Raw genomic sequence first — 13,254 nt, forward strand, 5'->3', positions numbered from 1 at the left:
AATCAGGAGATGTTCCAGAAAATTCTCATCGCCAATCGCGGCGAAATCGCGCTCCGGGTGCTGCGCGCCTGCAAGGAGCTCGGCATCCAGACGGTGGTCGTCCACTCGACTGCGGATTCCGACGCCATGCACGTGCGGCTTGCCGACGAGAGCGTCTGCATCGGCCCGCCGCCTTCCCGCGAAAGCTATCTCAACATTCACCAGATCGTCGCTGCCTGCGAGATCACCGGTGCCGATGCCGTGCATCCGGGCTACGGCTTTCTATCGGAGAATGCCAAGTTCGCCGACATCCTGGCGGCCCACAACATCACCTTCATCGGCCCGTCGGGCGACCATATCCGTATCATGGGCGACAAGATCGAGGCCAAGCGCACGGCGAAGCGTCTCGGCATCCCGGTCGTGCCTGGATCCGATGGCGCGATCAGCGAAGAGAAGGAAGCCAAGCGCGTCGCCGCCGAGATCGGCTATCCGGTGATCATCAAGGCCTCCGCCGGCGGCGGCGGCCGCGGCATGAAGGTGGCGCACACCGAGGCGGACCTCGAAGTCGCCTTGCAGACGGCCAAATCGGAAGCGGGGGCAGCCTTCGGCGACGACGCCGTCTACATCGAGAAATATCTGCAGAAGCCGCGCCATATCGAGGTGCAGGTGTTCGGCGACGGCGCCGGCCGAGGCGTGCATTTCGGCGAGCGCGACTGCTCGCTGCAGCGGCGCCATCAGAAGGTCTGGGAGGAAGCCAATTCCCCTGCGCTCAATGCCGAGGAGCGTTCGCGCATCGGCGGCATCTGCGCCAGGGCTATCGCCGATCTCGGCTATTCGGGCGCCGGCACGATCGAGTTCCTCTACGAGAATGGCGAGTTCTATTTCATCGAGATGAACACACGTCTTCAGGTCGAGCATCCGGTGACCGAAGCGATCACCGGCATCGACCTCGTGCATGAGCAGATCCGCGTCGCCTCGGGCGGCGGGCTGTCGGTCAGGCAGGAAGACATCAAGTTCAACGGCCATGCCATCGAGTGCCGCATCAACGCCGAGGATCCACGCACCTTCACGCCCTCGCCCGGCACGATCACGCATTTTCATACGCCCGGCGGCCTCGGCATCCGCGTCGATTCCGGCGTCTATTCGGGCTATAAAATCCCGCCCTATTACGACAGCCTGATCGGTAAGCTGATCGTGCATGGCCGCAACCGCGTCGAATGCATGATGCGGCTGCGCCGCGCGCTCGACGAATTCGTCGTCGACGGCATCAAGACGACGCTGCCGCTGTTCCGCGACCTGGTCGGCAATCCCGACATCGCCAATGGCGACTACGACATCCACTGGCTGGAAAAATATCTGGCCAAGGGTGAATAGCACGGGGATGCGATGACCCGCCCCTACGCGCCAGGCTATCGCATTCCGACCGACCTGCTGCTTCGGGCATACGCCTCGGGCGTCTTCCCGATGGCCGAGAGCGCCAACGACCCGGAAGTGTTCTGGGTGCGGCCGGAAACGCGCGGCATCATTCCGCTGGACGGATTCCACACACCGCGCAGCCTGAAGAAGACGATCCGCAAGCATCCGTTCGAGATCCGCTACGATTTCGATTTCGAGGCGACGATCGACGGCTGCGCCGAAAAGCGCGAGGAGCGCCGCTCGACCTGGATCAACGCGCCGATCCGCGAAGCCTATGTCGAGCTCTATCGCCTGGGCCACTGCCATTCGGTCGAAGCATGGCGCGAGGAACGGCTTGTCGGCGGCCTCTATGGCGTCTCGCTCGGACGCGTGTTCTTCGGCGAAAGCATGTTCGCCAGGGAGACCGACGCGTCGAAGACCTGTCTCTACCATCTCGTCGAGCGGCTGAAGGCGCGCGGTTTCGCGCTGCTCGACACGCAGTTCACGACCGAGCATCTGAAGCGCTTCGGCGCTGTCGACGTGCCGCGCGGCCAGTATGAGAAGCTGCTGGCCGAGGCGCTGAAGGGCGAGGCCGTCTTCTATCCTTGAGCCCGCGCTGCCGCCTCGATCGGCGTTTGCGAATGGAACATCATCTTCCAGCCGTCAGCGCGATGGACATAGCCGGTGCTGACGAGGGCAGCATAGGATTCGCCGTTCTCGCGCGTCGCGCGCGCCTCGTAAGTGAGCATGACGATGTCGCTGCCGGGCTCGACCATGCCCTTCAACCTGATGTCGAGGTCGCGCCATCTGTTGGGCTTGGCGGCGGTCTTTGCGAGCTCGGCGTTGGTCATCGCCTGCGCCATCTGCGGGAACGCCACCAGGCACTCCACATCGGCATTGGCTTCATAGTAGGCGGAATCGCCTGTCCAAAAGCCCTTCTCGATATCGAGAAGCTCCTGCTTGTTGGCCGTGATCGATCTGGTGGCCATCGCGAAATCCTCCTCGCCTCGTTGCCGATTTGCAACGGCTCAAGGGCGGGCAGGTTCCGAGATCAGTTCGTGTCGGTCGTGTCGTCCGGTGCCGGCGCCGCGTCAGTCGGTTCGGACGCGGCGTCCGCCGGCTGCGCCGGAGCCCTGGGCTTGGCGGCTTCGGTCTTCGGCTTGGCTGTGTCGGCCTTGGCCGCGGTCGGCGGCGGCACGTCCGACTTCTGCTTGCAGCCCTTGAGCCAGACGTCGTAGACGGCGTGCTCGACGGCGTTGAGGCCGGGGCTTTCGGCAAACATCCAGCCGGTGAAGATGCGGCGGATCTTGCGGTCGAGCGTGATCTCGTCGACCTCGACGAAGGAATCGGTCTTCGGCTGCTCCGTGTCCGGCCGCGAATAGCAGACGCGAGGCGTCACCTGCAAAGCGCCGAACTGAACGGTCTCGTCGATATAGACGTCGAAGGTGATGATGCGGCCGGTGATCTTGTCGATGCCGGCGAACGCGGCCACCGGATTGGTGATGCGGTCGGAGGCCGCAGGTGCCGCGGCCGGCGCCTGCGCGGCGGCGAACACCGCTGTCGAGGCAAGCAGAATGGACGTCGCCGCGATCAGCGCCTTTGAGATGTGGCCTGGAATCCTGGGTCGCAATTCCGGACGGAAAACCGCTGCGCACTTTTCCTGGAATTGCTTAGAAGAGCTCATGCAAAATACCGGTGGTTGCGCCCGGGTGATTCTCTCAACGCCCAAGGCTAGTCATGGCTGCGCTATCAGCAAGCAGCTAAATGCCAATTGTGGCGATAACGGACCGAAGCGGCGTCTTGGATACAATCCGAGGGATTACGACCCCGGCGTCCAGGCGTCGTAGTCGCCGGTCACCTGCGGACGATGCTGGTTGGTCAGGATGGAACCCTGCGGACGATAGGCGCCGGGCGTTCCGGTCAGGTTCGGCCGATGCTCCTTCTGCCACTCGCGCGCCTTGTAGTTCTCGCTGGAGGGAGCGGTGTCGACCCGGTGGTGGATCCAGCCATGCCAGCCCGGCGGGATCTTCGAGGCTTCCGAATAGTCGCGATAGATGACCCATCGGCGCGTGCGGCCTTCCGAATCGATGCCGCCCTCGTAATAGACGTTGCCGGCTTCGTCCTCGCCGACCCTCTTGCCGAAGCGCCAAGTGTGGAAGCGGGTGCCGAGCGTCTGGCTGTTCCACCAGGTGAAAAACTGCAGCAGGAAAGTTTTCATCCAAATCCTCGCGGCGGCAGCGGCTGCGCCTTTCCCCTGCTTATGGCGTCACGTCACCGCGAAGGCAAGGGTTTTGCCATGCCCCGAACGCAAATGCTCCATGCGTTCATATCTTGAGGCATGTCGTCGTCCCAGAACCGCTCCACACTTCTGGGCGACATGCATTAAATCGATGCATTTGCCCTGCCTGCGGCAGTGCGGCTTGCCAAGCGCCGCCTGTCTTTCTAAAGCTCGGCCCGCCCGTTTCGGGGCACGCCTTGAGGAGGTGACGATTGAGCCGGGATCCGTCCGTCGACAGCCGGATCAGCGCCGAAGACATTCGCCGCCGTAAGGGCGGCGTGCCGATCGTCTGCCTCACCGCCTACACCTATCCTGTCGCCCGCCTGCTCGATCCGCATGTCGACCTGCTGCTGGTCGGCGACAGCGTCGCCATGGTCCTGCACGGCCACGCCACCACGCTCGGCGCCTCGTTGGAGATGATGATCGCGCACGGCCAGGCTGTGATGCGCGGCTCGGCCAAGGCCTGCGTGGTGGTCGACATGCCGGCGGGCAGCTACGAGGCCTCGCCGGTGCAGGCCGTGGCGTCGGCAATGCGGATCGTCGGGGAAACAGGCTGCCAGGCCGTGAAGCTCGAAGGCGGCGTCGACATGGCAGCCCAGATCGCGGCGATCGTCGCCGAAGGAATACCGGTCATGGGTCATATCGGCCTGCAACCGCAATCGGTGGAGAAGGACGGCGGCTACAAGATCAAGGGCCGGACAGACGACAATATCGCAGCGCTCTTGCGCGATGCAGAGGCGGTGGAAAAGGCCGGCGCCTTCTCGGTGGTCATCGAGGGCACGATGGAGGCCGTGGCGGCGAAGCTTACCCGTCACATTCCCATACCGACCATCGGCATCGGCGCCAGTGCCGACTGCGACGGCCAGATCCTGGTGACCGACGACATGGTCGGCATGACCATCGATCGCGTACCGAAATTCGTCAAGGAATACGCCGACTTGCGCGGGGTGATCGCGAATGCGGCGGCCCGCTATGCCGCCGAGGTGCGCAGCCGTGCCTTTCCCGGCCCCGACCACGTCTTCACGACGACTTCCGGCAAGGACGAGCCATGAACGCGCCAATCGTCGTCGACAGCGTCACCGCGCTTCGGACGCAGGTCCGGGACTGGCGACAGGCGGGCCTGAAGGTCGCCATGGTGCCGACCATGGGCGCTCTGCATGACGGCCATATCTCATTGGTCAGGATCGCGCTCGAACGGGCCGATCGCTGCGTCGTCTCGATCTTTGTCAACCCGGCCCAGTTCGCGCCGACGGAGGATCTCGACAAATATCCACGCCAGCTGGCGCGCGATCTCGACCGGCTGCGGGATGCGGGTGCGCATCTCGCCTTCACGCCGGGCGTAAACGAAATATACCCCGCCGGCTTCGCCACGAAGATCTCGGTGGGCGGCCCCTCTCACGGCCTGGAAACCGACTTCAGGCCGAGTTTCTTCGACGGCGTCGCGACCGTGGTAGCAAAACTCTTCCTGCAGGCGGCGCCCGATTGCGCCGTGTTCGGCGAGAAGGACTACCAGCAGCTTTGCGTCGTCAGGCAGCTCTGCCGCGACCTCGACCTGCCGGTCGAGATCGTCGGCGCGCCGACGGTGCGCGACGCCCATGGCCTCGCCATGTCGTCGCGCAATGCCTATCTGGGCGAAGCCGAGCTCGACATCGCGCGCAAGCTCAACGTGATCCTGCGCCGCACGGCGGCGGCGCTTGCGGCCGGCACGGACGAAGCCAGCGCCACCGACGCCGCCGCGAAGGCCCTCGTCTCCGCGGGCTTCCGGAAGGTCGACTATGTCGCCGCCCGCGCGAGTATCACGCTCGAACCCTGGCAGCGGAATCGCGACGGCCGCCTGCTGGCGGCGGCCTGGCTCGGCACGACACGCCTGATCGACAATGTGGAAATTCCCTCCGCCTGATCGGACTTTTGTTCGATCAGGCTCGCCGCCTACTCTTCCGACGGCATATGCAGATACATCGACTGGATGCCGACGCGGCCTGGCCCGGTGAAGCGATTGACGACGAAATTCATGGCGGCGCCGAAGAAGCCGCTGGAAAGCCGGTCGATCCTTGTATCCATCTTTACTGATGCGTCCTTGAACAGCCAGCCGCCCGGCTCGATGTCGATGGTCTCGCCGGGCGCCAGCACCTTCTCGAAGACATTGCCGTAACCGTGCAGCCAGACGATGCCGTCGCCTGTCTCGCCGCGGAAGCGGTCGATGAAGAAGCCGCTCTGGCCAAACAGCATCGTTCCCAGCCCACGCACGCGCTCAAACGTGTAGTCGACGCTGGCGGTCGCGGCGAGGAACTGGTGCTCGCGCACCTGGATCTCCTCGCCGCGCCGAAGATGGATCGGCACGATATGGCCAGGGCCGTCGCGGCTGAAGGCGATGATGCCCGGCCCCGACGCCTCGGTGACGAATATCTGCATGCCGGCGATCATGCGCTTCAGCGCGCCCTTCAGCGATTTCAGGCCGATGGTGATGGCGGTGTTCTTCCAGAGCAGGATATGGTGCTCGAAATAGACCGGCATGTTGGTCACATCGACCGACAGCACCGGCACAAGTTCGCCGGCGACGTGATAGGTCACGCCGCCAAAAGTCTCGTCCGACACCTCGGTCGGCATCAATTCAGGCAAGCTCGGCATGGTTTCCCCCGATTGCGGACGGCGCCCCTGCCTTATAGAGGGTGCGACGCCGCGACGAGCAGCCTTGATCGCGCGGACCGGCGCGATCAAATCAAAACCGCGCGATGAATGGGCGCGCTCGCCGGCGCTGTAGCGGAAACGCTTCTCCATGATCATCGCGGGCAATCCCGAGTTGCAGCCGCAATCGGCGGTTCTACCTGCCGGGCGGAACCCGTTCGCCTCGTAGAAGGCGATCGCCGCGGCATTTGCTTCTTCGACCTCGAGGCGCAGCGTATGCATCTCCGGAAAACTGGCTTCGACTTCATCGAGCAGCGACCGGCCAATCCCCTGCCGCTGGCAGGCCGGGTGGACGTAGAGCTGGTTCAAAAGGACGATCTTCGGGTCGGCGGTGGCGGCAGCGAACGCCATGCCGCCGAGCCGCTTGCCGTCGTCAGCCACCAGGAACTCGGAGTTCGGCCGCGCCAGCCGCGCCTTGAGCGAGGCGATCGAATGCCAGTCATCCGTGATTTCAGTTACCCGCTTGGCGCCATAGAGGGCGTCGTAAGTGGCATGCCAAGTCTCGACTAGCAACGCACGGACGGCTGCGAGATCGCGTTCGCTCGCCGTCCGCACGAACATCGCTAGCCCTCGATGCCGAGCTTGGCCTTGACGAGGTCGTTGACCGCCTGCGGGTTGGCTTTGCCGCCGGTCGCCTTCATCACCTGGCCGACGAACCAGCCGGCCATGGTCGGCTTGGCGCGCGCCTGCTCGGCCTTGTCGGGGTTGGCGGCGATGACCTCGTCGACGGCCTTCTCGATGGCGCCGGTGTCGGTGACCTGCTTCATGCCGCGGCTCTCGACGAGCTGGCGCGGATCGCCGCCTTCGTTCCAGACGATCTCGAACAGGTCCTTGGCGATCTTGCCGGAGATGGTGCCTTCCTTGATCAGGTCGATGACGGCGCCGAGCTGCTCTGGCGAAAGCGGAGCATTTTCAATGTCTTTGCCGGCTTTATTGAGAGCGCCGAGCAGGTCGTTGATGACCCAGTTGGCGGCGAGCTTGCCGTCGCGGCCCGACGCCACCTTCTCGAAATAGTCGGCAATCGGCTTTTCCGACACCAGCACGGAGGCGTCGTAGGTCGACAGGCCCAGCGACGAAATCAGCCGCGCCTTCTTGTCGTCGGGCAGTTCCGGCAGGTGTTGCGCCAACGCGTCGACATAGGCCTGGTCGAATTCCAGCGGCAGAAGATCGGGATCCGGGAAATAGCGATAGTCATGCGCCTCCTCCTTGGAGCGCAACGAGCGCGTCTCGCCCTTGACCGGGTCGAACAGGCGGGTCTCCTGGTCGATCTTGCCGCCATCCTCGAGAATGGTGATCTGCCGGCGCGCCTCGGATTCGATCGCCTGGCCGATGAAGCGGATCGAGTTGACGTTCTTGATTTCGCAGCGCGTGCCGAATGCGCCGCCCGGGCGGCGCACCGAGACGTTGACGTCGGAGCGCAGCGAGCCTTCGTCCATGTTGCCGTCGCATGTGCCGAGATAGCGCATGATGGTGCGCAGCTTCGTCACATAGGCCTTGGCCTCGTCGGCCGAGCGGATGTCGGGCTTGGAGACGATCTCCATCAGCGCCACGCCGGAGCGGTTGAGGTCGACATAGGACATGGTCGCATGCTGGTCATGCATCGACTTGCCGGCATCCTGTTCCAGATGCAGGCGCTCGATGCCCACCTCGATATCCTCGAACTCGCCCTGGCGGTCGGGCCCGACGGAGACGATCACCTTGCCCTCGCCGACGATCGGCTGCTTGAACTGCGAGATCTGGTAGCCCTGCGGCAGGTCCGGGTAGAAATAGTTCTTCCGGTCGAAGACCGATTTATGATTGATCGCGGCCTTCAGGCCGAGCCCTGTGCGGATCGCTTGCTTGACGCATTCTTCGTTGATGACCGGCAGCATGCCCGGCATCGCCGCGTCGACAAGGCTGACATTGGCATTGGGCGCCCCGCCGAACGACGTCGAGGCGCCGGAAAAGAGTTTTGCCTCAGAGATCACTTGCGCATGTACTTCGAGCCCGATGATGATCTCCCAGTCGCCGGTGGCGCCGGGGATCAAGCGTTTTGCGTCGGGGGTGCGGGTGTCGATGATGCTCATGGATGGCCTGCGTACTTAGAATTCGCGATATGCAGAACGCATATTTCGGTGCGCAACTTCGCTAGTGCAAACCGCCCGGCGAGACAAGCGCAAAGCCGCGTACTGGCCTTTTCCGCCACTTTCGCCTAAAAGCATCCACTCCCAATGGAGAGTGGATGTCCACTTACGCTCAGTCCCGGTGAAGCCCTGACCTCCTAAGCGAGGCAGGGCAGAAAAACCTGAAAACCCGCTCGCGGCGGCGGCTTTTGTTGTTTTTCCCGGGACTTCTCCAATGGACATTTCGCAGCGCATGACCCCGAAAATCGATTCCGATTTTCGGGGTCATGCGCCAAAACTAGAGTGTCACAGCGTCCTTTTGCGCGTCCAAGAGGACGCGCGGCGCTGTGGGGAACAGCGCATCCTGCACCTGCTCGCGCAGGGCGGGCGCATCGAAATCGAAAAGAACGAAAGCAGGAAGATCGCCTCGGTCCTGTGCCTGACCCGCGATGGCTGGCGCTATCCGGGCTTCGACTTGGAGCTCTTCCGAAAGTTGAGGCGCAAGAAGGCAGTTTCTTCGACGAACGGCGGTCCTTGGCGGATCACCCGACGCGGGCTCGCGCTCGTGCGCGCCGAGCTCGACAATCGCTAATGCCCAATGCCGCCGGACGAAACGCCGGCGGCACCTTTCCGTTTGCTTCAGGCCGTGGCGATGTAGGCCCTGATCTCTTCGGCTTCGCGCTCGACATCCTCGATGCGGCGCTTGACCACGTCGCCGATGGAGACGATGCCATCGAGCTGGCCGCCCTTTTCCACCGGCAGATGGCGGAAGCGGCCCCGCGTCATGATCTCCATGACCTCGTTGACCGTGTGGTTTTCGTTGCAGATCTTGACCTTCGGCGTCATCGCCGAGCGCACGGCGATGTCGAGCGCGGCGGCGCCCTCCTTGGCCACCACCCTGACGATATCGCGTTCCGAGAGAATGCCGACGATCTTGCGATCGCCGTTGGTGATGACGAGCGCGCCGATCCTGTACTCGGCCAGCATGCGAATGGCCTCGCTGAGTTTTTCATTGGGCCCGAGCGTGAACACGTCATGGCCCTTGCTTTCAAGAATTGCCTTAACCGTCATGGCGTCCTCCACTGCCTTTGACGCCCCGGCGCCCTTAGGAAGACACTGGGTGCTTGGGCAACATCGTGCGCCGTGATTGGCTGCATTTCAAGTGCGCCTTAGGACTAGATCAGGATGGCGTCTCGCTGAATCGCCATCCTGATCTATGTCTTTGTTGGAGCATGATCTTCTCCGAAAACCGGTTCCCACTTTTCGGGATCCTGCTCTAGGCGGCAGCCGGCGGACGGTCGAAGAAGCGCAGTCCGAAAAAGCCGGCGACGAAGCCGCCGATATGGGCTTCCCAAGCGATCTGGCCGTCGATGCCCGGCGCGAAGCCGAGCAGGCCCGTGGCCAGATTGATCACCATCCAAACGCCAAGAAAGGTCATGACGCCGCGCGAACGCAACACCGATGCGACCGACAGCGGCTCGCCGGCGAAGGCTCCCCGGCCCGACGAACGGTCGATGCGGAAGCCGTAGCGCGCGGCCGCGCCCATCATGCCGGAGATCGCGCCCGATGCACCGACGAGCGGCATCTCGCCATAGGGATGCAGTGCCCAGAACAGAGCGACTGAGGCCAGTCCGGTCACAGCGTAGAACATTGCGAAACGTAGCGCGCCAAGACGATTGGCGAGCGGCGAACCGAAGGCTGCAAGCCAGATCATGTTGATGGCGATATGGGCGACGCCCCCATGCATGAAGGCATAGGTGAACGGACGCGTGAACAAGAACCAGTCGAAGCCGTATTGGCCCGTGTACAGCACCGGAATGAAGGCACCGTCATAGAGCAGCGTCATTTGCTGCGCTTCGTTCAGCACATATTGCTGCAGCAGATAGAGGACCGCGCAAATGCCGATCACGGCGAGCACCACCGGCGGGAGGTTGAACACGGGTTCGCGGCGTCGCGGCTCGGAAGCCTCGTCCGGCTGCGGTTCGTTTTCAGTGGGGCTTACGGGCTCGCTCATGCACCCTTGCAGGTCCGGGACTCGGCGTTTTCGACGAGCATGTAGATCACGCGCTTTGGAATCACAAACGGCTAATCGCCACAGCGCCCGCGCGGAAAAAGGCGAATCAGAGCAAGGGCGAATCAAAAAGAAGGCCGTCCAGGATTTCCCCTGAACGGCCGGTCGAGTCCCCTGTTCCCCGTAAACTCGTGACTGAAGTGCTGCCGATCGCTGCTGAAACGACCGTTTTGGAGTGGTTTTGATGTGCCACAGGCTTCTGCGGCACGCAATGTAAACCACTTGTTAACCTTAACGACCCCGAGGCGTGAACAAACGTTAACGATACTGGCACGCATCCTGCTCCGCACCGCATGAAGGTCATCGGAGGGCGCCCTGTCTGTTCGCCGATGGGACATCAAAAGACAGGTTGTGCGGAGCAGGATGGACATGAACGAAAAAGGATCGATCGCGCTGTTCCAATATTGGAACCAGCTGCGTGATGGCCGCCTCGCCCCGAAGCGATCGGAAGTGGAGCCGGCGGACATCAAGTCGCTTTTGGCCGACACCTTCATCCTCGAGCGCGACACGCGCGGCGAGGCGGTGTTCCGGCTCGCGGGCACACGGCTCTGCGCCTATTATGGCCGGGAGCTCAAGGGCTTCTCCTTCCCTTCTCTCTGGCGCGAGAAGGATCAACGGTTGGTGTCGCGGCTCATGCAGGGCGTTTTCGATCAGAAATCGGTCCTGCTCATGACCTATGAGGGATTCAGCCGCAACGGCCGTTCCAACAAATTCGAGCTCCTGGCGCTGCCGTTGGACGGCGGCGCCGAGAACCCGCGCTGCCTCGGCATCATCAGCACCGCCGACAAGCCGTTCTGGCTTGGTGCCGACCCGCTCGCCGACGCGCTCATCGACACGATCCGGGTGATAGACCCCGAGAAGGAGCCGATGTTCCTGAAGAACCGTCCGGCGATCGACGTCCCCTCGCTTGTTCCGACCGAATTCGATGCTCCGGAGACCATTTCGGCGCTCGGCCGCGTGCGTCGCATCCGCCATCTCGTCGTCCTCGACGGCGGGCGTCACGAATGAGCCTGGCAGTATGGTCTGCCGTCGCTCTCGCTGAATTTTTCCGCGTTGCGCGTGCTCCTGGCCCAGGCTTTTGCGGCCGATTTTTCCCGTTTGTTAACCTGCTTTGCTGTAGTTTTTCGGGTGAAGTTCCCCGCATCATCGCGTGGAATGGCAACGGGGTGTAGGCAGTCATGAGGTCAGCGGCGGTAGAATATGCACCGTCACGAGCTGAACGGCGCAACTTTCAGCGTGTCCGCGTCAAGATCTATGGACGTTTCATGCTGGAAGACCGCACCGAGCATCCTTGCCAGGTGGTCGATATGTCGCCCGGCAACGTTGCCTTGCGCACGGACCGGATCGGCATGCCGGGCGAGAAGGTCATAGCCTATATCGACCATATCGGTCGTGTCGAAGGCGTCGTGACGCGTACGTCGCAGGACGGGTTCGCCATGACCGTCATCGCCTCGGAGCGCAAGAAGGACAAGCTTGCCGCGCAGCTCACCTGGCTTGCCAACAAGCATGAGCTCGACCTGCCCGAGGACCGCCGCCACGAGCGCGTGGCGCCGCGCAATCCGATGAGCGTCCTGCAGCTCACCGACGGGCGCCAGTATCAGTGCCGCATCATCGACCTGTCGCTCTCCGGTGCCGCCGTCGAGATCGACGTCAAGCCGGCAATCGGCGTCCAGGTCACGTTAGGCACGATGCGCGGCCAGATCGTGCGCCATTTCGAGGACGGCGTCGCCATCGAATTCGCCGTCATCCAGCGGCCGGAAACCCTGGATCAGGAATTCAACGCGCCGCGGTCCTGACGCAAACCCACACCGCAAGCGCGACGCGAACCGGCCGGCAGCGGCCGGTTTTTTGTTGCCTGGCTTTGGCGGGTCGGACGCGGATCGCCAGCTCTATCAAGACCTCGCGCGAGCCGGCGAAATCTGAATAATCCGAAATCGCGGTAATTCAAATTTTATGTTTATTCTACTGTCGTTTTACTCAATGTCTACTTCGGGTTTTTGCGTCAAATAAATCCCAACGTGGCACAGTCTCCTCAAACGGGGAGACTACAACAATGAAAATGACGAGGGGCAAGCTGTTGCTCTTGGCAATGGCGATGCAGCTTTCCGCCTGGGGCACGGCAAGCGCAGGACCGGCTTTCATGCATACGGGTGGCCGCACCACCCAGCCGGTCGGTCACTACGATTTCTGCCAGCGCATTCCGGTCGAATGCAATGAACGGACGCCGAAGGGTTCGCCGGTCGAGCTGACACGCAAGCTGTGGGCGACGATGGTCAACGTCAACAATACGGTCAACACCCGCGTCAAGCCGCGCACCGACATGGAGATCTACGGTGTCGAGGAATACTGGGCCTACCCCGACAAAGGCTATGGCGACTGCGAGGACTACGCGCTGGAGAAGCGCCGTGAGCTGATGGCCGTGGGCGTGCCAGCCGGCAATCTGCTGATGACGGTGGTGCGCCAGCCGAATGGCGACGGCCACGCGGTGCTGACGGTGCGCACCAGCCTCGGCGAATTCATCCTCGATAATCTCGAGCCGAAAGTGCTCGCCTGGAATGACACGGTGTACACCTACCTCAAGCGTCAATCGACGGAGAATTCGGGCGTTTGGGTGACGATCAACGACGGCCGCGACGACGCGGTCGCCAGCGTCCGCTAACGCGGCAAAGCGATCGGGTACGTCGCCGTGACGCGGCGGCGCGCCCAGGAAGAAAGCCCGGTCGAGTCCCCACCCTCCCCGTCCC

General features: G+C 62.9%; 15 protein-coding genes and 1 pseudogene. 8 read left to right on the forward strand and 8 right to left on the reverse strand.

The window, feature by feature from the left end:
• The first annotated feature begins 9 nt into the window (after positions 1 to 9).
• Complete coding sequence (gene accC, locus FJ425_RS27950; protein WP_140541359.1) at positions 10 to 1,353, forward strand: acetyl-CoA carboxylase biotin carboxylase subunit; 1,344 nt, start codon at positions 10 to 12, stop codon at positions 1,351 to 1,353.
• Positions 1,354 to 1,365: 12 nt separating this feature from the next.
• The gene (aat, locus tag FJ425_RS27955) at positions 1,366 to 1,983 is read left to right on the forward strand and encodes a leucyl/phenylalanyl-tRNA--protein transferase (RefSeq protein WP_095767610.1); all 618 of its coding nucleotides are present in this window, start codon (positions 1,366 to 1,368) and stop codon (positions 1,981 to 1,983) included.
• Here aat and FJ425_RS27960 read toward each other — a convergent pair.
• The 3 genes from FJ425_RS27960 to FJ425_RS27970 all read right to left on the reverse strand — a co-directional run bounded on the left by FJ425_RS27960 (position 1,974) and on the right by FJ425_RS27970 (position 3,592).
• A complete protein-coding gene (locus tag FJ425_RS27960) occupies positions 1,974 to 2,363 on the reverse strand; it encodes a hypothetical protein (protein WP_140541357.1) in 390 nt (129 codons plus the stop codon). The two genes, aat and FJ425_RS27960, sit on opposite strands and share 10 nt — an antisense overlap.
• Positions 2,364 to 2,425: 62 nt before the next feature.
• Entirely contained in the window at positions 2,426 to 3,058 is a 633-nt protein-coding gene (locus FJ425_RS27965; protein WP_246673634.1) for a DUF2155 domain-containing protein, read from the reverse strand.
• Positions 3,059 to 3,193: 135 nt separating this feature from the next.
• Positions 3,194 to 3,592 (reverse strand): NADH:ubiquinone oxidoreductase subunit NDUFA12, encoded by a 399-nt coding sequence (locus FJ425_RS27970; protein ID WP_140541355.1) that lies wholly within the window; start codon positions 3,590 to 3,592, stop codon positions 3,194 to 3,196.
• Positions 3,593 to 3,864: 272 nt separating this feature from the next.
• Between FJ425_RS27970 and panB the strand changes: the two genes are divergently transcribed.
• A complete protein-coding gene (gene panB / locus FJ425_RS27975; RefSeq protein WP_140636746.1) occupies positions 3,865 to 4,704 on the forward strand; it encodes a 3-methyl-2-oxobutanoate hydroxymethyltransferase in 840 nt (279 codons plus the stop codon).
• The gene (gene panC, locus FJ425_RS27980) at positions 4,701 to 5,552 is read left to right on the forward strand and encodes a pantoate--beta-alanine ligase (RefSeq protein WP_140727447.1); all 852 of its coding nucleotides are present in this window, start codon (positions 4,701 to 4,703) and stop codon (positions 5,550 to 5,552) included. Before panB ends, panC begins: the two co-directional genes overlap by 4 nt.
• Positions 5,553 to 5,581: 29 nt before the next feature.
• Here the strand turns inward: panC and FJ425_RS27985 are convergent, their stop codons facing one another.
• From FJ425_RS27985 to gatB, 3 genes and pseudogenes are all read right to left on the reverse strand, one after another.
• Positions 5,582 to 6,436, reverse strand: coding sequence for an AIM24 family protein (locus tag FJ425_RS27985; RefSeq protein ID WP_348643170.1), 855 nt, complete (start codon positions 6,434 to 6,436; stop codon positions 5,582 to 5,584).
• Positions 6,422 to 6,898: pseudogene (locus FJ425_RS27990) on the reverse strand (GNAT family N-acetyltransferase); the annotation flags it as partial. The gene FJ425_RS27985 and the pseudogene FJ425_RS27990, both read right to left, overlap by 15 nt.
• 2 nt (positions 6,899 to 6,900) lie before the next feature.
• Positions 6,901 to 8,403: an Asp-tRNA(Asn)/Glu-tRNA(Gln) amidotransferase subunit GatB gene (gene gatB, locus FJ425_RS27995; RefSeq protein ID WP_140727449.1), complete on the reverse strand. Its 1,503-nt coding sequence runs from the start codon at positions 8,401 to 8,403 to the stop codon at positions 6,901 to 6,903.
• A 355-nt stretch (positions 8,404 to 8,758) separates the two neighbouring features.
• Here gatB and FJ425_RS28000 point away from each other — a divergent pair, with 355 nt between their 5' ends.
• Positions 8,759 to 9,031 carry a YjhX family toxin gene (locus FJ425_RS28000; protein ID WP_246678042.1) on the forward strand — a complete coding sequence of 91 codons (273 nt, stop codon included), beginning with the start codon at positions 8,759 to 8,761 and terminating at the stop codon, positions 9,029 to 9,031.
• 47 nt (positions 9,032 to 9,078) lie between these two features.
• On the opposite strand, the gene FJ425_RS28005 is transcribed toward FJ425_RS28000, so the two are convergent.
• A complete protein-coding gene (locus tag FJ425_RS28005; RefSeq protein WP_140727451.1) occupies positions 9,079 to 9,510 on the reverse strand; it encodes a CBS domain-containing protein in 432 nt (143 codons plus the stop codon).
• Positions 9,511 to 9,715: 205 nt separating this feature from the next.
• Positions 9,716 to 10,453, reverse strand: coding sequence for a rhomboid family intramembrane serine protease (locus tag FJ425_RS28010; protein ID WP_140727453.1), 738 nt, complete (start codon positions 10,451 to 10,453; stop codon positions 9,716 to 9,718).
• A gap of 426 nt (positions 10,454 to 10,879) precedes the next feature.
• Here FJ425_RS28010 and FJ425_RS28015 point away from each other — a divergent pair, with 426 nt between their 5' ends.
• The 3 genes from FJ425_RS28015 to FJ425_RS28025 all read left to right on the forward strand — a co-directional run bounded on the left by FJ425_RS28015 (position 10,880) and on the right by FJ425_RS28025 (position 13,169).
• A complete protein-coding gene (locus FJ425_RS28015) occupies positions 10,880 to 11,518 on the forward strand; it encodes a PAS domain-containing protein (protein WP_140727455.1) in 639 nt (212 codons plus the stop codon).
• A 170-nt stretch (positions 11,519 to 11,688) separates the two neighbouring features.
• On the forward strand, positions 11,689 to 12,306 hold the full coding sequence (locus FJ425_RS28020) for a PilZ domain-containing protein (protein ID WP_140636734.1): 618 nt from the start codon (positions 11,689 to 11,691) through the stop codon (positions 12,304 to 12,306).
• A gap of 257 nt (positions 12,307 to 12,563) precedes the next feature.
• A complete protein-coding gene (locus FJ425_RS28025) occupies positions 12,564 to 13,169 on the forward strand; it encodes a transglutaminase-like cysteine peptidase (RefSeq protein WP_140727457.1) in 606 nt (201 codons plus the stop codon).
• Positions 13,170 to 13,254 lie beyond the last annotated feature (85 nt).

Origin of the sequence: Mesorhizobium sp. B2-7-2 (genome assembly GCF_006440775.1) — a bacterium.
Classification (GTDB): Bacteria; Pseudomonadota; Alphaproteobacteria; order Rhizobiales; family Rhizobiaceae; genus Mesorhizobium.